Consider the following 20521-nt stretch of genomic DNA (forward strand, 5'->3'; position numbering starts at 1 on the left):
GTCCGCGCTCGGTGCAGCATCGTCGAGCCGGGGTGGAGCCTCTGCCGTCCTGGCTTCAGCCGGCCTGGTGCTGGGCGGATGCACTTAAGAAACAGACTTCCGGGAGCCGGCGGCACCCGCCCGGCTGCCCCGCCCCGAATGCCGTCGTTCCCCGGCCGCGAGCCAAAGGCACAGCATGAGCACGACAGTCAAGGACCCCTGCACGAACGGCTTCTACATCGGCTATGTCGGCGGCATCCCTGGCTACGGAACCCTTGTGACGGCCAGCACGGACAGGAGACGGCGGATCGCCCTTGCGGTGGCATGCACGCCGTCGCCGCTGATCAACGGCACCCATGCACTGGAGGGGTACATGACCGGAATCGCCGAAGATGCCCTCAACGCCAGCTGTCGCTTCGGCAGCGGGGTCTCGTTCGGCAAATAAGCCCGGCAAAACTCCGCCGTGGTGGTTCCCGCCCGAAGACTCACCGGCCGGCTACGATGATGTGGCGGCCGGTCCAACCCGGCCGCAATACCCAAGAGCAAGGAACGGTGATATGGCAGAGTCATATTTCCAGGTAGTTGTCCGCTACACGGTGAAGCCCGAGGAGACGGAAAACGTTCTCCGGCTGTTGGGCGAGATGGCCGCAGCCACCCGCGCGGAGAAAGCGAATCTGTCCTACGAGTTCTTCCAGAGCGTGGAGGACCCTGCCCAGATCGTGATTTTGGAGCGGTACACGGATGCCGCCGGCTTTGCGGCCCACCGCGACTACGACCATATTCAAACCATCGGCGCTGCGCAGATCATCCCGCGGTTGGAGCGCCGCACCATTCAAACCTTCGAAGCCACGGGGGATGCCTAGTTCCGTCCTCTACCCCGGCCGGGACCGGGCCGCGGCTGCCCGTGAGCCTGTTGCTGTGCGTAGCCGCCGCAAATCCGCAGTTCGCAACCCGGCCACAAATCACGTTGTGTGGGACGGCGCGATGTCGTGCGTGGCGGCCCATTCGCTGACGTCCCGGCGTTCGATCTCGGCGGCCGTCAGATCCGGGAACAGATCGGGCATGCAGGCGAAGGCTGGGACGCTCATGCCCGCGAGCGCAGCTCAAGCCCCCTCGCCCCGCAGCCGTTGCTGACCTGTCACGGGGCTGCCATTCTGGGTGGCTCCGCAGTTCTTGCAACAACGGAAGGATCCGGCCATGCCTCTGTATCTCTCGAAGTTCAGCTACACCCCGGAGACCTGGTCGAGGCTGATCAGCAACCCGGAGGACCGAAGGAAGGGAATACATCGAATCCGTCGGCATGCGGACAGCCGACCGGATCAAGTACCGTCCGCCTGGACCAGCTAGCAGCCGGCTCGAAGATCTCACACAGTCAGCAGCATCCGTGTCAGGATCAGTTATGTCCCAACGCCTGATGCTGCTCGACACCGCTTCCCTGTACTTCCGCGCCTTCTACGGCCTGCCGGATACCATCCGCCGCGCCGACGGTACTCCGGTGAACGCGGTCCGTGGCCTTCTGGACATGATCGCGCGGCTCACCACCGATTATGGGGCCACGCATCTGGTTGCGTGCTGGGACGACGACTGGCGTCCGCAGTGGCGCGTGGACCTCATTCCGACCTACAAGGCACATCGGGTGGGGGAGGTGGTGGCCAATGCCCCGGACGTGGAAGTGGTGCCGGACGCGCTCGAATTGCAGCTTCCCATGATCCGACGGGTCCTGGGGCTCGCCGGGATCGCCGTCGTGGGGGCTGCTGACCATGAGGCTGACGACGTAGTGGGCACTTACGCCAGCCAGGCGGAGCTCCCCGTCGATGTGGTCACCGGAGACCGGGATCTCTTCCAGCTCGTCAACGACGACCGCCAGGCGCGGGTGATCTACACGGCGCGCGGGATGCGGAACCTCGAAGTCCTGACCGACGCCGTCGTGGTCGGGAAATACAGGGTGCTGCCTCAGCAGTACGCCGACTATGCGACCCTTCGCGGCGACGCCTCGGACGGGCTGCCCGGCGTCGCAGGCATCGGCGAGAAAACGGCGGCGGCGCTGCTTGGCGAATACGGCACCCTCGACGCGCTGCTCGAGGCGGCATCGGATCCTGCAAGCGGGTTGTCTGCGTCCGTGCGGTCCAAACTCGCCGCGGCGGGCGACTACCTCAAGGTTGCACCCGTGGTGGTGAGGGTGGTTCGTGACCTGAAGCTGCCGACGCTCGAGGAAGCCGGCGCCCAGCTGCACCCGGTCGCGGGCGAGCCGCGGGCCGAGCTCAAGCGGCTCGCCGGCGAATGGAACCTGGGTGGCTCGGTGACCCGGCTTCTCGCCGCCCTCGACCTTCGTCAGTAACGGACGGGGACCGCCAAGAGCAGGCAAGAACAGGCCAGAACGCGAGAGGACGACGGCGGGGAACGTCCCGCCGTCGTCCTCTCGCCTTGCGTGGTGGTCTTTACGTGTGGGCGTACGTGAGGCGGTCCGCGTTGTCGCGGCCGGGGCCTACATGGACCTCCGGGGCTTTGCACATCAAATGGTCGTGGGCGCCGCCCACCGTGATCGCGGCGGGATTGCAATTGGAGTGGTCGTTAAAGGAACAATTGGAAACGCTGCAGTCTGCGACGTGCGTGGCCATGGGAGTCCTCCGTGTTAAGGCTGCCCGGACGGGCGGATCCCTCTGCCCACGCTAACGCCGCCCTGATGGATCAAAAGGCCCAACCATGTGACCTAATTCTGCCGGCAGGACTGCCGGGGCCGTCACGGGACGGCAGGCAGGAACCGGCCGTTCCGGATCCGTGACGGTCCGCACTGAACGGCCAGCGGGGAAATATCCCACGGCCCGCGCTCGCGGGACGGCGGCCGGCCAACCGCTACGTGGGGAACCCAATGGGGATACCTGAAGCCGAGGGCCCCCGAGCTGAGGATGAAGTCGTCCACGTTGTCCACAAGCAGCCCGTCCAGCAGGACGCGCAAACCCTCCACCAAGGAAACCTGGTAGTCCTGCACGTGCTGCGGCACCACCACTTCGAGCCCGGCGGTGCTGCCGCCGCCCAGCACGATCAGGCGCTCCGAGGTGCCGGCGAAGCCTTCCATTTCCGGCAGCGTTTGGAGCCAGCGCACTGTCGCCCGGACGGCCTTGCCGGGAGGCGTGATGCCCTTGGTCCAGTCTGCAATATCCTGGGCGAAGTCTGCCAGGATGCCCACATGCAGCAGGGTCAGATGGAGACCCTGCGGCCGGCGCAACGACTGCACGAGGCTGCCCAGCGCCTGGTAGTCAGCCAAGCCGGACCCCACCGTGATGACGGGAACCTCCACGGTGATGCGCGGTGGCGCTTGCATGCGGACCTCCTCAGACCGGTGTTTCGCTGCCATTATCCTCCGGTACGAACCACCGCCGCAGGTGGCACCCTTGCCGTTCAGACCGTCAGGGTGTCGAATCAAAGGACACGATTCGGCCCGGTGCACACGGCACGACGCCAGGAGGTTCCCATGTCAGTGAAAGGCGCAAAGGACGCAGCACGGATACCGGGACGGGGCGGGCCGGAGGCGCGGCGGGGAGACGCCGCTGCCGGCATTGCTGCAGACGGTCCGGCCCAAGTGCGGAATGTGGCGCTCATCGGGCATTCGGGGGCGGGGAAAACCTTGTTGATCGAGGCGTTGCTCGCCGCGCAAGGCATGGTTTCCCGCAAGGGTTCCATCGCCGAAGGAACCACTGTCAGCGACTCGGACGCCGCTGCCGTCCGGCAGCAGCGCTCGGTGGGATTGGCCGTGGTTCCGCTGCTCATCAACAACATCAAAGTGAACCTGCTGGACACGCCGGGCTATCCGGACTTCATTGGCGAATTGCGGGCAGGACTGCGGGCGGCGGACGCGGCCCTGTTTGTTGTCTCGGCCGTGGACGGCATCGATGCCACCACCACCGCACTGTGGGGTGAATGCGAACACGTGGCGATGCCGCGTGCCGTGGTCATCACCCGTGTTGACCACCCCAGGGCGGATTACGACGGCGTCCTTGCCTCCTGCCGGCAGGCTTTCGGTGACGCCGTGGTGCCGCTCTATGTCCCTCTGCGGGCCGACGGCGGGATCACCGGCCTGCTCGGATTGCTGCAGGGGACGGTCTCTGACTATTCCGAAACGGACTCGTCCAGACCGCCCCGGGCCGCGGGCCCCGAAGAGCTTGCAGGATTCGAGGCGGCACGTGGCCGGCTCATCGAAGGGATCATCGCCGAAAGCGAGGACGAGACCCTGATGGACCGCTACGTGGAAGGTGAGGACATCGATACTGATGTTTTGGTCACGGACCTGGAAACCGCCGTCGCACGCGGTTCGTTTTTCCCGGTCCTGCCTACTTCCGCGGTCACCGGGCTCGGCGCTGCCGAACTGATGGAAGTCCTGACCCGGGCTTTCCCGTCTCCTCTGGAGCGCGGACTTCCGGCGGTGACCGACCTTTCCGGCATTCCGGTGCGAGGCTTTTCCTCTGACCCCGACGGGCCGCTGGCTGCGGAGGTGGTCCGCACCACGGTGGATCCTTTCCTGGGCCGCGTCTGCCTGGTCCGGGTGTTTTCAGGCACGCTGCGGGAGGACACGCCCGTTCATGTCGCCGGCCACGGACTGGCGGACCGCGGCCACCAGGACCATGACGCCGACGAGCGCGTCACCCATCTGTATTCCCCGCTGGGCGCAAACCTCCGGCTGGTGGCGCAATGCGTTGCCGGCGATATCTGCGCCCTGGCCAAACTGGGAAGCGCCGAGACCGGTGACACCATCTCTGCCAGGGACCAGCCGGTGCTGCTGTCCACCTGGGAGATGCCCGAACCGCTGATGCCGGTAGCCGTCGAGGCGGACTCGCGCAGCGACGAAGATGCCCTGTCCCGGAGCCTGGCCAAGGTGGCCGCAGGGGATCCCACACTCCGGGTGGAACGGAACGCCGAAACGCACCAGTTGATCCTGTGGTGCATGGGCGAGGCCCACGCCGACGTCGTGCTGGACAGGCTGCGCGACCAAGGCGTGAAACTGCACACCCAGGACGTAGTGACGCCCCTGCGGGAAACCTTTGCCGGCCCGGCCGCGGGCCATGGCCGGCACGTTAAGCAGTCCGGGGGCCACGGGCAATACGCGGTCTGCGACATCAACGTTGAACCGCTGTCGCGGGGCGGTGGTTTCGAGTTTGTGGACAAGACGGTGGGTGGGGTGATCCCCGGGACGTTCATCTCCTCGGTGGAGAAAGGGGTCCGGACCCAGATGCAGAAGGGTCTGGCCGCAGGGTTCCCGGTGGTGGACCTGCGCGTGACGCTGGTGGGTGGAAAGGCCCACAGCGTTGACTCGTCCGACGCCGCCTTCCAGGCAGCCGGCGCCCTGGCCCTCCGGGAGGCTGCAGCGGCGGGGCGCATCCAGTTGCTCGAGCCCGTGTCCTCGGTCAGCATCACCGTGTCGGACGAGCACGTGGGGGCCGTGATGAGCGATTTGTCCGGGCGCCGGGGCCGCCTCACCGGTACAGCCTCCGCCGAGGGGGAGGTGACGGAAATCAATGCTGATGTTCCGGACCAGGAACTCCTGCGCTACGCCGTCGAGTTGCGGGCTCTGACTGCCGGTACCGGGCGGTTCAGCCGCCGCTACCTGCGGCACGAGCCGGTGCCCAGCAGTTGACGGGTGCCACCCCATGAATGCCCTCGCCCGCAAGATCCAACGCATCTACCTCACCCTGACGCTGGGCAACACGCTGGCGGCCTCGTTCATCTGGGGAATCAATACGCTTTTCCTGCTCGACGCCGGGCTCAGCAACCTGGAAGCCTTCGCGGCCAACGCGTTTTTCACCGCGGGCATGGTCCTGTTCGAGGTACCCACCGGGGTCATCGCCGACGGGTGGGGCCGCCGGACGTCGTTTCTCCTCGGAACGGTGACCCTGGCCGGCTCCACCTACCTCTACTATCTTCTGTGGCAGCTGTCCGCACCCTTCTGGGGCTGGGCGGTGGTGTCCGTCCTGCTGGGCCTGGGTTTCACGTTCTTCTCCGGGGCCGTCGAGGCGTGGCTTGTGGACGCGCTGCATTTCGCCGGTTTTGATGGTGAGCTTGAGACAGTCTTCGGACGGGCGCAGATGGTCGCCGGCATCGCCATGCTCGTTGGCTCGACCGCTGGCGGTGTGATCGCGCAGGTCACTGACCTGGGCGTGCCGTTCCTGTTGCGGGTGGGAGTACTGCTGGCAATGTTCGGTGTGGCCTTTTTGCTGATGCGGGATGTGGGGTTCACACCGGAGCGCTCACAGCATCCGCTCAAGGCAACCCGGGCCGTCCTGACTGCGTCCATTGAAGGGGGTCTCAAGAACCCGCCCGTGCGGTACATCATGCTTGCCGCGCCCTTCAGTGCCGGCGTCGGAATCTACGTGTTCTACGCGCTGCAACCGTACCTGCTGGAACTCTTCGGTGACCCGCACGCTTACTCAGTCGCAGGACTCGCGGCAGGTATAGTGGCCGGCGCCCAGGTGGTGGGCGGCTGGCTGGCGCCGACCGTCCGGCGCCTGGTCAGAAAACGCACCACAGTGCTGATCGTTGCCAGCGGCCTGGGCGCACTGATTCTGGTGGCGCTGGGCTTTACCGGCGTATTTTGGGTAGCGTTGCTGCTGCTGGTGCTCTGGGCCTTGGTCTCCGCCGCCGCCACCCCGGTCCGGCAGGCCTATCTCAACGACATGATCGCGTCCAGGCAGCGGGCAACTGTGCTGAGTTTCGATTCACTGATGGGATCGAGCGGCGGCATCGTGGTGCAGCCCCTCATGGGGCGGGCAGCGGACATCTACGGCTACCCTCTTTCGCTGGCCCTAAGCGGGGTAATCGAGCTCTTCGCGGTACCTTTCCTGCTGGCAAGCCGCCGCCGGCGCTCGCCGGCAGACACCGCCTCAGTTCCGACCGACACATCCCTTTGACCTGAGGCTATTTCCGGCACGGTGAGCGTGAGCAGAAATCTTCGAAGCCCACAGCACCTCCCGGCAGTCAGGGAGGGAGGGGCTTCCTTTCGTAGGTTCTCAGGTGAGGCAACGTAGCCGGCCACTCGGGGGTCTCCCCTGAGTTTGTGCGAGCTGTTTACAGCGCCTCAGCGGCGGCCGTATGGTGCTCATCTAGCAAGGTCGAAGACGACCTTGAGAACGGAAGATGAGCATCATGAAAAAGAGCAAGTTTTCTGTCGTTGCTCTGGCCGCCGCGAGCTTGGTCGTGGCCCTGCTGGCTGGCGGCCCCACCGCGACGGCCCAGGCCGCCGACGAGCCGCTGATCGGCCTGACCTTCGACGACGGGCCCTCGCCCGAGCGCACCGCGTTCGTCCTTGACGTCCTCAAGGAGAAGGGCGTGAAGGCGACGTTCTTCCTGGAGGGCTCCCACGCGGAGCAGTACCCCGACCTCGTCCGCCGGATCCGCGCTGAGGGGCACGTGATCGGCAACCATTCGTGGGACCATGCCAATTTCCCCGACACCAGCCAGGCGGAGCAGAAGCAGCAGATCGACCGCACCAACGACGCCATCAAGGCCATCACCGGTGAGGTGCCCGAGCTCATGCGCTTCCCGTTCGGCAACAGCACCACTTACGCGGCGGGCTACCTCAGGACCATCGGTATGAGCGGCGGAGTTCTCTGGCGCTGGGACGTCGGCAATCCCGGCGACTTTGAGTGCCCCGGTGCGGACGGGGTCCAGAAGTATGTGATGGCGGAGGCGGCGCCCGGCGCGATCATCCTGCTCCACGACGCTGAGGACGTCTTGTCCTGCTCCTCGTCGCAGTGGACCTACTTGGCCGCCACCATCGACGCACTGCGGGCCGAAGGCTACGAGTTCGGAGTGGTCGCACCCTCCGCCACGGCCGACCCGCTCAACCAGGGCTCGCCAGCCGTCGTGGTCGCGCCCGCCGGCGTCCAGCCGCCGGCGTAGTACCCGAGGCAAGCCAGGCCGCCCAGCGCACTGGTGGCCGCCGAACCGGGGCTCCATTTCCGGTACCGCGGCGGCCCCAGTTCCGCCTGCTGCTCCAGCAATTGCTTTGTTCGGCCGCATTCAGTCCTTGAGAGTCGCAAACCTCCGGAGTATGGTGGCGAAAACCACACTTCGCAAGACTCTGACGAGGGAGCATCATGCCTACTTTGCGACGTCAAGTGGCTGCCGTCACGGCAGTGTTGGCACTAAGCGTGACGGCAGGCGCCGTGACCACTCCCGCTTTGGCGGACCCGAGGCATGATCACAAGAGCGCCGTGGCCACCGGTTACGGCGGAGCTGTGAGTACCGTTGACCTGGACGCTTCGGCAGCAGCCATCCAGGTCCTGCGCGACGGCGGCAACGCAGCGGATGCCGCCGTCGCCGCGGCCGCGACCCTGGGCGTGACGGAGCCTTACAGCGCCGGGATCGGCGGCGGCGGCTACTTCGTGTTCTACGATGCGAAGACCGGTGAGGTGGAGACCATCGACGGCCGTGAAACGGCCCCGGCGAAGATGCCCACCGACGCGTTCATCAACCCGGCGACCAAAAAGGCATACCCCTTCGCGCAGCTCGTCTCCAGCGGTGTCTCCGTGGGAGTCCCCGGCTCGCTCGCCACGTGGGAACGGGCCCTGAAGCGGTGGGGTACCCGGGACCTCGATGCCGTCCTCGATCCGGCCATCCACGTGGCCCAGGACGGCTTTGTTGTGGATGATACGTTCCGCCAGCAGACCCTCGACAACAAGGTCCGGTTCTCCGCCTTCACCCCCACAAGCAGACTCTTCCTGCCCGGTGGCGATGCGCCCGCCGTCGGAAGCATCTTCCGCAACCCCGACCTCGCGGACACGTACCGACTCATCGCGAAGAAGGGCATTGACGCTTTCTACGGTGGCCAACTGGCCGAGGAGATGGCGGCCACCGTGCAGGCTCCGCCGAGGGATCCCACCTGGGTGCCGCCGGCCACCGCTCCCAATACCAGCATCCCGGCCTTCCCCGGCTACCTGACCACGGAGGATCTCGCCGCCTACAGGACACTGGACCAGGACCCCACACATGTTGAGTACCGGGGCTACGACGTCTACGGCATGGCACCGTCCAGCAGCGGCGGCACCACAGTGGGTGAGGCGCTGAACATCCTGGAACCGTTCAACCTGTCTGAGGTCTCGACTCCGGCCGCGCTGCACCACTACCTCGAAGCGAGCGCCCTCGCCTTTGCGGACCGCGCCAAGTATCTGGGTGACCCGGCATTTGTTGACGTTCCCACTGATGCGCTCACCGACCCACTGTTCGGCAAGGAACGGTCCTGCGCGATCAATCCGACTCGGGCGGCTGGGAAGCCGGTTGCTGCGGGGAACGTGGAGTCGTACGACGGCGTGTGTCCGGTTGCACCTGCAGCGGCCGCCGACGAAGCGGACACCGAAAACATTTCGACGACGAACCTGACGGTCGCAGACAAGTGGGGCAACGTGGTGGAGTACACGCTCACCATCGAGCAGACCGGCGGTTCGGGCATGGTGGTACCCGGCCGCGGCTTCCTCCTCAACAACGAGCTGACAGACTTCTCCTACGATTCGACGAACCCGGAGGACCCGAACCGGGTCGAACCAGGCAAGCGCCCGCGTTCGTCGATGTCGCCCACCATCATCCTTGAGGACGAAAAGCCGTTCCTGGCCCTCGGGTCACCCGGCGGATCGACCATCATCACCACCGTCCTGCAGACGATCCTCAACCGGGTGGACCTCGGCATGAGCGTCAGTGACGCGATCGCCGCTCCGCGTGCCGCGCAGCGGAATACCGCTACTGTCACAGCCGAGCCGGAGTTCATCACGGCCTACGGAGCCTCGCTGGCACCCTACGGCCATAAACTGGTGAAGGCCGGCGACGCGTTTACCTCAGCGGCCGAGATAGGGGCCGCGACGGCCATCGAGTTCGACCGTAACGGACGCATGGTCGCCGCAGCCGAACCCGTGCGGCGCGGCGGAGGCTCGGCGATGGTGGTCACCCCGTCGCGGTAATTTAAGTTACTGCCCCATCCCCGGGCGAACAGCAACGAACTCGATTCCAGTCTGCACTTTTTTCGCCGGGCCCCGCGAGAATCCTTTGGCATCGAGATGGTTCTGCGCCCGGTACTCCGCGAGTGCGTCGTCGTAGATATCGTTGAGCCTGCCGCCGGAGAACTCCTCGTTGGAGCCGTCGCTGAAGATGATGGTCACGGGAGTGCTGGCCGGAAAGTGCTTCTTCATGCGGATGAAGCCTTCGGAATCCTGCTGGAGGTGTATCAAGGGGTCCTGCTTTCGTGAAGGTTGACTACCAGTCTGACCTATCAGGCGGGACGCGCCCTGACGGAGCCCACCGGATTGCGGCGACAATGGACGGGTGACTTCATCGAACAGCCCCGACGCCGCCCCTGCTGTCCGGCTTGTATCGGGTGCCTTTGACCTCGGGGCCATCAGTACCGGCCTGGCGTTCGCGGCGTCGCTCGCGGAACTGGCCACGGTGCTGCGCGCGGGCGGTACAGCAGGGACAGCCGTAGTGCAGGCGCCCCCCGGAACCGGCAAAACAACACTGGTCCCGCCGCTGCTCGCCAACCTCGCGTCGGTTCAGGGGGGACCGCGCGTGGTGGTCACCCAGCCCCGGCGCGTCGCCGCGCGTGCAGCCGCCCGGCGTCTGGCTGCCCTCGATGGCAGCCAGGTAGGGAACCGCGTGGGGTACACGGTCCGCGGCGAGCGGCAGGCCGGCCCGGATACGCTGGTGGAGTTCGTCACTCCCGGCATTCTGCTGCGCCGGCTCCTTGCTGACCCGGGCCTGGAGACCATCGGTGCGGTCATCGTGGACGAGGTCCACGAACGCGGCCTCGAAACCGATCTGCTGCTGGGCATGCTCAGCGAAGTCCGCCAGCTCCGCGGAGACTTCACCCTCGTGGCGATGTCCGCCACGCTGGACGCACCCCGTTTCGCCGCCCTGATCGGAGGAACAGGGGACGACGGCGGCGGCCCGGCTCCCGTCGTCGACTGCCCGTCAGCGCTCTACCCCCTGGAGGTTCAATGGGTTCCAGCGGCCACGGCCCGGCTCGACGGCCGTGGAGTGGCGCGAGGGTTCCTGGACCACGTGGCAGATACAGCAGCGGAGTCCCACTCTGGTGCGTTGTCGCGGGATGGCGGCACCGATGCCTTGGTGTTTGTGCCTGGCGCCTGGGAAGTGGGGTACGTGGCAGCCCGGCTTCGCGGCCGGGCCGTCTCCGGAACAGAGGTCCTGGAGCTTCACGGGCAGGTCAGCCCGGCCGAACAGGACCGTACCGTTTCCGGTCGCCGGCCCGGCAGTCCGGCGCGGATTATCGTGACCACGGATCTGGCGGAATCCTCCCTGACAGTGCCGGGCGTGCGGCTGGTTATCGATTCCGGACTGACCCGTGAACCGCGCCGGGACGCCAACCGCGGCATGTCCGGGCTGGTGACAGTGTCCTGCTCGCGGGCCTCGGCGGAACAGCGTGCCGGCCGGGCCGCGCGGCAGGGGCCCGGACAGGTGGTGCGCTGCTACGACCAAAGAAGCTTCGGTGCCGCTCCGGCGCATGTGACCCCGGAGATCGCTGTCGCGGATCTGACCGGCGCGGCGTTAACCCTGGCCTGCTGGGGATCGCCCGGCGGCCAGGGGCTGGCGCTTCCGGATGCACCACCGGTGGCGGCCATGGCTGAGGCCGTCGAGGTGCTGAAGGAGCTTGGCGCCGTCGGGGGTGACGGGCACGCCACCAGTCTGGGCAGGACCCTGGCGAGGGTCCCTGCTGATCCGCGGCTTGCCCGCGCGCTCCTGGACGGTGCCGCGGCCGTGGGACATCACAGGGCCGCTGAAGCAGTTGCCCTGGTGGCGGGGGACCAGCGTGCCCCGGGTGCCGACCTCACAGTCCTTCTTGCCACCCTGCGCGCCGGTAAGGAGCCCGCTTCCCGGCGCTGGGCGGAGGACGTCCGTCGGCTGGAAACGATCGCGCGGAAGGAAGGCGCTGCCGTCGGGCCTTCTGTTATCACTGCTCCCGTGACCGCCGCTGAGGCGCTGGGCGTCGTCGTCGCGCTGGCGTTCCCGGACCGGGTGGCGCGGCGTGTGCCGGGGGAAGGTCAGTCGCGCTATCTGCTGTCCTCCGGAACGCGTGCGGGACTGCCGGCGGGCAGCCCACTCTCCGGGTACGAATGGCTGGCCGTCGCGGAGGTGTCGCGCGCGGCCGGCATGGATGCGGCCGGAACGGGCGCCGTGATCCGCTCCGCCGCTCCGCTGACGGCGGATCTCGCGCAGGTAGCCGCCGCGCAGTTGCTGACCGATACCGTTCAAGCAGGGTTCAGCCGCGGCCGGGTCATGGCCCGCCGGGAACGGCGGCTGGGCGCCATCAGCCTGTCCTCCACCCCCGTCCGGCCCTCTCCCGCCGACGGACGCGCCGCCGTCGCCCGCGCACTGTCGGCGGAGGGGCTTGGAACCATCGGATGGTCGACGGCGGCAGACGCGCTGCGCCGCCGGCTCGCCCTGCTGCACCGAGAGCTGGGCGCGCCCTGGCCGGACGTTTCGGATCGGGCGCTCCTCGCGGACCTGGACGCGTGGTTGGGTCCGGAGCTCGAGAAGCTGTCCGGCGGGGCGGCCACCAGCACTATTGACCTCACCGATCCCTTGCGGAGGTTGCTGCCCTGGCCGGCGGCGGTCCGACTGGCCGAACTGGCACCGGAAACGCTGAAGGTACCGAGCGGGTCAATGGTGCGGATCGACTACCCCGACGTGTTGGAGTATGCAGAGCCGGAGAACGCGGTGCCGGCGGACGCCGTGCCGGAAAGTGCAGGGGCACGCGCGGACGACGGCGGGCGGCCGGTTGTGGCGGTCAAGCTGCAGGAGTGCTTCGGCTGGGCCGAGACCCCGCGGCTGGTGGACGGCAGGGTGCCGGTCCTGTTTCATCTGCTGTCGCCGGCGAGGCGGCCGCTGGCTGTGACCGATGACCTGGCCTCGTTCTGGTCCGGTCCGTATGCGCAGGTGCGGGCCGAGATGCGGGGCCGCTATCCCAGGCACCCGTGGCCCGAGGACCCCTGGACTGCCAAGGCGACCGCGCGGACCAAAGCCAGGATGTGATGTTGGTGGCTGACGTTCCCCCGTTGCCCGGGGTGAGATGTCCGATACGCAGCCGAAACGTTGCGTCGACCCCCTGAAACACCACGCCGTTAGGCTCGTTCCTACTTGGACAACGTGGTCCAGACACAACATGAAGGGACGTACGAATGTTGCTTTTGAGTAGCCTGAACCTCCTGCTTGACTCCGGCCGGGGCGAGGATAGCCGCCCCCATCATGGCGGGAACGGGATGACCGATTTCCCCGCCAGCCAATTGAGCGCCACCGCTTGGGAAGGCTGGTGGCACGAAGACGCATCCTAGCGGCCGGGTCCGGGGTACCCGGAGGTGCCTGGTGTCCGGCTTCAGAGGCGGGTCCGCATGAACTCCGCCACGGCGGGGGCAAGCGACGCGCCGATCTCCGCGGCGTCCCTCTTGGTCCCGGCCACAGCAAAGGAATGGTCCCCGCCCTGGATCCACTCCAGCACCGCTGACGGGCCGATCCGGGACACCACACCTTCCAGCAACTCCGGCGTGGCGAAGGTGTCGCGGGACCCCTGCAAGAACAGCATGGGCAGCGTGAGGCCGTAGAGGTGCCCGTCCCGAAGCTTTTCAGGTTTGCCCGGTGGGTGGAGCGGATACCCGAGGTAGACGAGTCCGGCGGCCTCCATTCCCTCCGCAACGGCCATGGACGCCATCCGGCCACCAAACGATTTGCCGGCTGCCCAGACCGGCCCGCTGCCTCCGTGTGCCAGTCTCTGGCGTGCGGCTTCGTCCATGGCCGCACGCCAGGTGGCGATGGCCGCCGGTGGCCGGTCCGGGAACTTCCGACCCGCCTCACGGTAGGGGAAGTTGAAGCGCAAGGTGGCAACGCCGTCGTCGTTCAGTCCGCGGGTGAAACCGCTCATGAACGGGTGCTCCATGCCTGCGCCTGCCCCGTGCGCCAGCACCAGCGTCGCGAAGGGGTGGTCCGGGCGGGCATAAACGCCGGAGACCTCAAGGTCGCCGACCGGGATGATGACAGGGGATTCAGCTGCGGGCATAGATCCATGATGCCGGATCACAGGCGCCGTGCGCGCCGGGTGCTGACGCGGCTGACGGTGCAGGGTAGGTTGTCCCCATGGCGAGCGAACAGACCACCATCACCGTCCGGGGACCCAAGGGCGATCGGGAGATGCGTATTTCCAGTCCCAGCAGGATCCTGTGGCCGGAATTGGGACTGACCAAGCTGGATCTGGCGCGCTACACGGTTGACGTGGGGGAGGCATTCCTTGCAGCCAACGGCGACCGGCCTGTGGCCCTGCAGCGGTACTCAGACAACGTCGACGGTGAGCAGTTCTTCTCCAAGAACCCGCCCAAGGGAACCCCGGAGTTCATCCGGACGGTGAAGGTGGTGTTTCCGAGCGCACGCTCACATCCCATGCTGGTCTTGGACGAGCCGGCCGCCGCGGTCTGGGCCGTGCAGATGAACACCGTGGTGTTCCACCCTTGGCCCTCGCGCGCGGAGAACACGGATAACCCGGACCAGCTCCGCATCGACCTGGACCCGCAGCCGGGGACGGACTTCGACGACGCCGTTCCGGCCGCGCTGGCGCTGAAGGAAGTGCTGGCGGAGGCAGGCCTGGAATGCTTCATCAAGACCTCGGGGAACCGCGGCCTTCACGTGTACGCACCGATCAAGCCGACCCATGAGTTCCTGGATGTGCGGCATGCGGTGATCGCTGCGGCGCGCGAGATGGAACGGCGCATGCCGGACAAGGTCACCACGGCCTGGTGGAAAGAGGAACGCGGCGCGAAGGTGTTCCTGGACTTCAACCAGGCCAACCGCGACCGGACCATCGCCGGCGCGTACAGTCCCCGCGCCCTTCCGCACGCGCCCGTCTCCTGCCCCATCACCTGGGAGGAGCTGGAAAGCGTCAGCCCGAAAGACTTCACCATCCTGACCGTCCCGGACCGGCTGAAAACGGTGGGCGATCCCTGGGCAGGCATGAACGCAAACCCCGGCACCATCGATAAACTGCTGGGCTGGTGGGACCGCGACACTACGTCCGGACTCGGTGAGCTGCCCTTCCCGCCGGACTACCCGAAGATGCCGGGCGAACCGCCCCGCGTTCAGCCCAGCCGGGCCCGCAAGCAGGACTAGGCCCGGTTACTCGAAGCGCGACGGGTCTCCGGTGCCACGCCGGACCACCTCAGCCACGCCGCTGGAGAAGTCCACCACCGTGGTGGGCTCGGACCCGCAGTCGCCCGCATCGATTACGGCATCCACTTCGTGGTCCAGCCGCTCTTTGATCTCCCATCCCTGGGTCAGCGGATCCTCTTCGTCAGGGAGCAGCAGGGTGCTGGACAGTATTGGTTCGCCGAGCTCGGCCAGCAGCGCCTGCACCACCCGGTTGTCCGGGATCCGGACGCCGACAGTCTTCTTCTTAGGGTGCAGCAGCCTGCGGGGTACTTCCTTGGTGGCCGGCAGGATGAAGGTATAACTCCCGGGCGTGACGGCCTTGATGCTGCGGAAGACGTCGTTGCCGATGTTCACGAACTGGCCCAGCTGGGCGAAGTCCTTGCAGACCAGGGTGAAATGGTGCTTGTCATTGAGTTTGCGGATAGTGCGGATCCGGTCCAGCGCGTCCTTGTTGCCCATCTGCGCGCCCAGCGCGTAGCAGGAGTCCGTGGGGTAGGCGATCAGGCCGCCGTCGAGCACCATGCGGACGGCTTGCGCTATGGCACGGGGCTGGGGATCGTGGGGATGAACATCAAAGTATCTGGCCATGCTCCCGAGCCTACGGCCCGGCACCGGTTAGTGCATCACCGGTACGCCACGCTTGCCCAGTGGACGCGGCACGAACGCGATCAGGAGGTGCGGGCACCGGAGGACTGGACATCCCTGTGCCGGGAATTTCCGCTGGAGGTCACGGCATCCCGGCGGCACGACTGGTTCCGCGCCACCGGCCGGCACGGACGCTGGGTGATCCCTGGTTGGGAACGCGTTGCGGACCGCTGGGATGCGGCACACCTGACGGTCCGCTGCTACCTCAGCGCGGCTGGCCGCGCACTCGGAGTTGATCCCGACACGGCAACAGTCGTTGCCGGCTGGGACCCCGGCAGCACATTGTGGCTCGCAGATGCGGGCCGCGAGTGGGACGGTCCGCGCCAGGCATGGCACCTCACCCAGGACCGTTCGTGGCGCCGCCTGCTATTGTCCGTGCGGCCGCCGGACACCCTATGAAGCGGGCTGGAATTGCGGCAGGATAGTGACTGTTCCAAGACCCTTTCGTTCAGTCTTCAAGGAGAACCCGCCATGCCTACGACCCTCAACCCGTATCTCGGCTTCCGGGACAACGCCCGGGAGGCCTTGACGTTCTACCTCTCCGTCTTCGGCGGGGAACTGGCTCTCAGCACCTTCGGTGAGTTCCACGCCAGCGAAGATCCTGCCGAAGCAGACAAGATCATGCACGGCATGCTGACCAACGCCAACGGCCTGGCCCTGATGGGGGCGGACACGCCCAATGGGATGGAAGTCCCGTCCGGAAGTTCCATCTCGATCTCGCTCAGCGGCGACGACGAATCTGAACTGCGCGGTTACTGGGACAAGCTGTCCGGCGACGGCGGCACTGTGACCGTCCCGCTGGAACCGGCACCGTGGGGAGACATTTTCGGGATGTGCACGGACCGGTTCGGAACCGCCTGGCTGGTCAACGTCAACGGTGCGGCGCCTGCCTCCTAGGTTCCCCTTACCGGGGCGCGGCATGGCGCACACCGCCGCCGGCGTGGACTACGAGGCTGATGTCATCATCGGCGCTGACGGACTCAAGTCCACGCTGCGTCCGCTCGTGGCCAGCGATGAGCCGGTTCCCTCGGCCAACGTCGCCTACCGCGGCACGGTCCCGATCACCGAAGACACCCCCAAGGCCGACCTCGAAGACGTCATCATCTGGCTCGGACCGGACTGCCACCTCGTGCAGTACCCGCTGCGCAAAGGCGAGCTGCTCAACACCGTGGCCGTCTTCAAGTCCGCCTCTTTCGAACACGGCGAACAGCAGTACGGCGGCGTCGACGAGCTCGAAGCAGCCTGCAAGGACTGGTTCCCCGCCGTTCAGTAGGCGTTGAAGAACCTGGCCACGGGCATCCGCTGGCCCATGTACGACCGCGACCCGATCGAGAACTGGGTCGCCGGGTCTAGCGGGTTCGGCCTGACGGCCACGAGTCCTTGAGAAGGGGCTGCACGCAATGCGACCATTGATGCGTGCAGCCCCTTCTTCATTTAAGTGCCGAGCCGGGTCTGCGGGCCTGACGGAGAACCCGTTTGCGGAACGTCAACCTTTACTTGGATGTCGACGGCGTGGTGTGCCCCTTCGGGGCGACCGGCCGGACGCCGTGGGGTTCCGACTGGAGCCTCGCGAACGCCGGCATGCTCGAAGTGGCCTACGCGGGGGAGTTGGTGGACGGGCTGAACGGGCTGGCCCGGCTGCCCGGCCTGCGCTGCGTGTGGCTGACCAGCTGGGAGGACATGGCTCCCCAATACCTCTGCCCCGCCATCGGCTTTGCGGGCGGCCGGTGGCCCTGGCTGACGGCCGCCGGTGCAGGTGCAGGTGCAGGTGAGAGCTGGTGGAAGCTTGCCGCCCTGCAGGAGGACGTGGCCACTACCACCCCGGCCGGGATCGTGTGGATTGACGACCAGCTCCGGTACGAACAGGAGGCCCAGGCGTGGGCCGAAATTCTGGGCGCGCGGATCCTCGTTCTCTCGCCCGATCCGCGCCGGGGAATCTCGCCTGCCGAGCTGGCTGCCGTCACGGCCTTTGTCACCGGGCCGCTGTTTTGACCTCATCCGGGAGGCGCGTACGATCGATAGGGTTTCAAGCCGGTTCTGTTAACGCCGCAGGTCATTTCACGTGAACTTCACGTGAATTATGCTGTGCAGGGCAGGTGGGGGCAACGGAACTGCTGAACGTCGACTCTGCAGATTGGGCAACAGGTGGATATCACCTTTATGGTGGTGCTGGTCATCGCACTGGCACTCTTTTTCGACTTCACAAACGGCTTTCATGACACTGCCAACGCGATGGCCACGCCCATCGCCACTGGTGCTATCAAGCCAAAGACGGCGGTGACGCTCGCTGCAATCCTGAACCTGGTGGGTGCCTTCCTTTCAACGGAAGTGGCCAAGACCGTCTCCGGCGGCATTATCCGGGAAGGTTCCGACGGCGTCCTGATCACTCCCGAGATCATTTTCGCCGGCCTGATGGGTGCCATTCTGTGGAACATGATCACGTGGCTGAAGGGCCTGCCGTCGAGCTCCTCCCATGCCCTGTTCGGCGGACTGATCGGCGCAGCCATCGCCGGGATCGGCTTCAGCTCCGTGAATCTGGAGACCCTGCTTCAAAAGGTCATCCTGCCAGCCATCTTCGCCCCCCTCATTGCCGGGATCGTGGCCTATCTCTGCACCAGGCTCGCTTATGGATTGACCGCCCGCCACGACCCCGAGACGGGCAGCAAGCTCACCCAGAAGCGCGGCGGTTTCCGCACCGGCCAGGTGTTCACCTCCAGCCTGGTGGCGCTGGCCCACGGCACCAATGACGCCCAGAAGACCATGGGCATCATCACCCTGGTGCTGATCTCTGCCGGCACGCAGGCCCCGGGCTCCGGCCCGCAACTCTGGGTCATCGCCGCCTGTGCCCTGGCTATCGCCCTCGGCACCTATTCAGGCGGCTGGCGCATCATCCGGACCATGGGATCCGGCCTGACAGAGGTCAAGCCGGCACAGGGCTTCGCTGCCGAGACCAGCACGGCGGCGGCGATCCTGGCGTCCTCCCACCTGGGCTTTGCGCTCTCCACCACGCAGGTCGCCTCAGGCTCTGTGATCGGCTCCGGCATGGGCCGCAGGGGCACCACCGTGCGCTGGAACATGGTGGGCAAAATCGCTTTGGGCTGGCTGTTCACCCTGCCTGCGGCCGGCATTGTCGGGGCCCTGACGGCGCTGCTGGTGAAGACGGGCGTAGCGGGCGTGGTGATTGCCGCCGTCGCGGGCACTGCCGCAGTGATGTTGATGTTCTCCTACTCACGCAAGGCCACAGTGGGCCACCACAACGCTGTGGAGGTCGAGGAAGCCGGGCAGGCCGTCCGCTTCGCCAAGAAGAAAGCCCTCGCCCGGGCCCGCGCCAGGGCGAAGGCCGCGGCAGACGCCTCAGCAGACGCAGCAACCGGGGCCAGCAACACGAAGGATACCCAGCGATGAAATGGTTGGAACTACTGACCGTGGGAGGCGCCACGCTCGTCGCTGCCGTGACTGTGGTGGGCCTGTACTCGCTTGGCGTGCGGCTTACGGCCATTGCCGGCGACGCCCAGCAGGCATCGCCCAGGTTGAAGCGTTCGCTCGCCTATGTCTGCTTTGGCCTCTGCGGGCTGGCGGTCCTCTTCGGGCTCTACCTGATTATTCCGTACTTCTCCGCGTAGCCGCCGCTGGCTACGCTGGGTCCATGCCCAGGTTCCAGTATTTTGTCGCAGCCTCCCTCGACGGCTTCATCGCCACCGCCAAAGACGACCTCGCCTGGTTGTTTGAGTTTGACGGTTTCGAGGGTGGCAAGGAAAGCTACGAGTCCTTTATGGAGGGCGTGGGCTGCATTGTGATGGGCGGCGAAACGTTCGCCTGGCTGATGGACCACGAGCCCGGCAACTGGCCGTATCCCACCACGCCCTGCTACATCTTCACCCACCACGAGCACGCTGCCCCGCCCGGTTCGGACGTGACGTTCGTCCGCGGTCCGGTGCAGGAATTCATCCCGGACTTTATGGCCGACGCCGGCACGAAGAACGTGTGGGTGGTGGGCGGCGGAAACCTGGCAGCGCAGTTCTCAGCCGCCGGCAGCCTCGACGAAATCATCCTTTCGGTCATCCCGGTAGTGCTGGGTGACGGCAAGCGGCTGCTGCCGCTGGAAGGCCCGACGCCGCCGCTGGAGTTGACGGCGTCCCGCACCCTGGGGCGCGGGATCGTCGAGCTGCGTTACAACGTCAACTCCGCTGAAGCGGTCCGCTGACGTCCGCGCAGCGCGCCTAGGCCTCGGCCTCGGCCGGCGAGTTGTCCCGCAGCATGTTGGTGATGCGGGCCGTGGACAGGCGCAGGCCCTTTTCGTCGGTCATCACGATCTCATGCGTGGTCAGCGTCCGTCCCAGATGGATCGCGGTGCAGGTACCTGTCACGGTGCCTGCCGCAACCGCACGGTGGTGCGTCGCGCTGACCTCGATGCCCAGGGCATGGCGGCCCGCTCCGGCGTGCATCCCGGCGGCGAAGGACCCCAGCGTTTCAGCCAGGACCACGTGGGCGCCGCCGTGCAGGATGCCCGCCACCTGGGTGTTGCCTTCCACGGGCATGGTGGCCACCGTCCGTTCCGGGCTCATCTCCAGGAAGCGGATGCCCATCTTTACCACCAGGGCGCCGATGCCGAACGGGCCGAGCCAGTCGTGGAGGTGCTCCGGGATGCCTGCTGTGATCAATTCCTCAGTGAATGACCCAGGCGTGAAATTGTCCATCATGGGAACTAGGCTGGCAC

General features: G+C 66.6%; 22 protein-coding genes and 1 pseudogene. 16 read left to right on the forward strand and 7 right to left on the reverse strand.

Features of this window, described 5'->3' with window-relative positions:
* Positions 1-175: 175 nt before the first annotated feature.
* Together ABIB27_RS16350 and ABIB27_RS16355 are read left to right on the forward strand one after the other, a co-directional pair.
* A complete protein-coding gene (locus ABIB27_RS16350; protein ID WP_354217044.1) occupies positions 176-424 on the forward strand; it encodes a hypothetical protein in 249 nt (82 codons plus the stop codon).
* 112 nt (positions 425-536) lie between these two features.
* Positions 537-842, forward strand: a complete 306-nt coding sequence (locus ABIB27_RS16355; RefSeq protein ID WP_354217042.1) for a putative quinol monooxygenase — start codon at positions 537-539, stop codon at positions 840-842.
* A 99-nt stretch (positions 843-941) separates the two neighbouring features.
* Here the strand turns inward: ABIB27_RS16355 and ABIB27_RS16360 are convergent, their stop codons facing one another.
* A complete protein-coding gene (locus ABIB27_RS16360) occupies positions 942-1067 on the reverse strand; it encodes a hypothetical protein (protein ID WP_354217041.1) in 126 nt (41 codons plus the stop codon).
* 311 nt (positions 1068-1378) lie between these two features.
* Here ABIB27_RS16360 and ABIB27_RS16365 point away from each other — a divergent pair, with 311 nt between their 5' ends.
* Positions 1379-2317: a 5'-3' exonuclease gene (locus tag ABIB27_RS16365; RefSeq protein WP_354217040.1), complete on the forward strand. Its 939-nt coding sequence runs from the start codon at positions 1379-1381 to the stop codon at positions 2315-2317.
* A gap of 100 nt (positions 2318-2417) precedes the next feature.
* On the opposite strand, the gene ABIB27_RS16370 is transcribed toward ABIB27_RS16365, so the two are convergent.
* Complete coding sequence (locus ABIB27_RS16370; RefSeq protein ID WP_354217039.1) at positions 2418-2597, reverse strand: DUF1540 domain-containing protein; 180 nt, start codon at positions 2595-2597, stop codon at positions 2418-2420.
* Between the two features lie 122 nt (positions 2598-2719).
* Entirely contained in the window at positions 2720-3301 is a 582-nt protein-coding gene (locus tag ABIB27_RS16375; RefSeq protein WP_354217038.1) for a hypothetical protein, read from the reverse strand.
* A 150-nt stretch (positions 3302-3451) separates the two neighbouring features.
* On the opposite strand from ABIB27_RS16375, the gene ABIB27_RS16380 reads away from it, so the two are divergent.
* From ABIB27_RS16380 to ABIB27_RS16395, 4 genes are all read left to right on the forward strand, one after another.
* Positions 3452-5608, forward strand: coding sequence for an elongation factor G-like protein EF-G2 (locus ABIB27_RS16380; protein ID WP_354217037.1), 2157 nt, complete (start codon positions 3452-3454; stop codon positions 5606-5608).
* 13 nt (positions 5609-5621) lie between these two features.
* On the forward strand, positions 5622-6878 hold the full coding sequence (locus tag ABIB27_RS16385; RefSeq protein WP_354217036.1) for an MFS transporter: 1257 nt from the start codon (positions 5622-5624) through the stop codon (positions 6876-6878).
* Positions 6879-7113: 235 nt separating this feature from the next.
* Complete coding sequence (locus ABIB27_RS16390) at positions 7114-7869, forward strand: polysaccharide deacetylase family protein (protein WP_354217035.1); 756 nt, start codon at positions 7114-7116, stop codon at positions 7867-7869.
* 197 nt (positions 7870-8066) lie between these two features.
* Entirely contained in the window at positions 8067-9920 is a 1854-nt protein-coding gene (locus ABIB27_RS16395; protein ID WP_354217034.1) for a gamma-glutamyltransferase family protein, read from the forward strand.
* A gap of 6 nt (positions 9921-9926) precedes the next feature.
* On the opposite strand, the gene ABIB27_RS16400 is transcribed toward ABIB27_RS16395, so the two are convergent.
* Entirely contained in the window at positions 9927-10187 is a 261-nt protein-coding gene (locus tag ABIB27_RS16400) for a hypothetical protein (RefSeq protein ID WP_354217033.1), read from the reverse strand.
* A 94-nt stretch (positions 10188-10281) separates the two neighbouring features.
* Between ABIB27_RS16400 and hrpB the strand changes: the two genes are divergently transcribed.
* Complete coding sequence (gene hrpB, locus ABIB27_RS16405) at positions 10282-13002, forward strand: ATP-dependent helicase HrpB (protein WP_354254283.1); 2721 nt, start codon at positions 10282-10284, stop codon at positions 13000-13002.
* A 340-nt stretch (positions 13003-13342) separates the two neighbouring features.
* On the opposite strand, the gene ABIB27_RS16410 is transcribed toward hrpB, so the two are convergent.
* The gene (locus ABIB27_RS16410; RefSeq protein WP_354254285.1) at positions 13343-14020 is read right to left on the reverse strand and encodes an alpha/beta hydrolase family protein; all 678 of its coding nucleotides are present in this window, start codon (positions 14018-14020) and stop codon (positions 13343-13345) included.
* A 77-nt stretch (positions 14021-14097) separates the two neighbouring features.
* Here ABIB27_RS16410 and ligD point away from each other — a divergent pair, with 77 nt between their 5' ends.
* Positions 14098-15120 (forward strand): non-homologous end-joining DNA ligase, encoded by a 1023-nt coding sequence (gene ligD, locus ABIB27_RS16415; protein ID WP_354217030.1) that lies wholly within the window; start codon positions 14098-14100, stop codon positions 15118-15120.
* A 6-nt stretch (positions 15121-15126) separates the two neighbouring features.
* Here ligD and ABIB27_RS16420 read toward each other — a convergent pair whose 3' ends face one another.
* On the reverse strand, positions 15127-15747 hold the full coding sequence (locus tag ABIB27_RS16420; protein ID WP_354217029.1) for an L-threonylcarbamoyladenylate synthase: 621 nt from the start codon (positions 15745-15747) through the stop codon (positions 15127-15129).
* Here ABIB27_RS16420 and ABIB27_RS16425 point away from each other — a divergent pair.
* From ABIB27_RS16425 to ABIB27_RS16455, 7 genes and pseudogenes are all read left to right on the forward strand, one after another.
* On the forward strand, positions 15724-16203 hold the full coding sequence (locus ABIB27_RS16425; RefSeq protein WP_354254287.1) for a hypothetical protein: 480 nt from the start codon (positions 15724-15726) through the stop codon (positions 16201-16203). The two genes, ABIB27_RS16420 and ABIB27_RS16425, sit on opposite strands and share 24 nt — an antisense overlap.
* A gap of 72 nt (positions 16204-16275) precedes the next feature.
* The gene (locus ABIB27_RS16430) at positions 16276-16701 is read left to right on the forward strand and encodes a VOC family protein (protein WP_354217027.1); all 426 of its coding nucleotides are present in this window, start codon (positions 16276-16278) and stop codon (positions 16699-16701) included.
* A gap of 13 nt (positions 16702-16714) precedes the next feature.
* Positions 16715-17152, forward strand: a pseudogene (locus ABIB27_RS16435) (FAD-dependent monooxygenase); the annotation flags it as partial.
* Positions 17153-17280: 128 nt separating this feature from the next.
* Entirely contained in the window at positions 17281-17796 is a 516-nt protein-coding gene (locus ABIB27_RS16440) for an HAD domain-containing protein (protein ID WP_354217026.1), read from the forward strand.
* 153 nt (positions 17797-17949) lie between these two features.
* Positions 17950-19209 (forward strand): inorganic phosphate transporter, encoded by a 1260-nt coding sequence (locus ABIB27_RS16445; RefSeq protein WP_354217025.1) that lies wholly within the window; start codon positions 17950-17952, stop codon positions 19207-19209.
* Positions 19206-19427, forward strand: coding sequence for a hypothetical protein (locus ABIB27_RS16450; protein WP_354217024.1), 222 nt, complete (start codon positions 19206-19208; stop codon positions 19425-19427). The genes ABIB27_RS16445 and ABIB27_RS16450 overlap by 4 nt, the downstream gene beginning before the upstream one ends.
* Before the next feature lie 23 nt (positions 19428-19450).
* Positions 19451-20008, forward strand: coding sequence for a dihydrofolate reductase family protein (locus tag ABIB27_RS16455; protein WP_354217023.1), 558 nt, complete (start codon positions 19451-19453; stop codon positions 20006-20008).
* 16 nt (positions 20009-20024) lie between these two features.
* Here the strand turns inward: ABIB27_RS16455 and ABIB27_RS16460 are convergent, their stop codons facing one another.
* Positions 20025-20504 carry a hotdog fold thioesterase gene (locus ABIB27_RS16460; RefSeq protein ID WP_354217081.1) on the reverse strand — a complete coding sequence of 160 codons (480 nt, stop codon included), beginning with the start codon at positions 20502-20504 and terminating at the stop codon, positions 20025-20027.
* Positions 20505-20521: the final 17 nt, after the last annotated feature.

Source organism: Arthrobacter sp. UYEF21 (assembly GCF_040546085.1).
GTDB lineage: Bacteria > Actinomycetota > Actinomycetes > Actinomycetales > Micrococcaceae > Arthrobacter.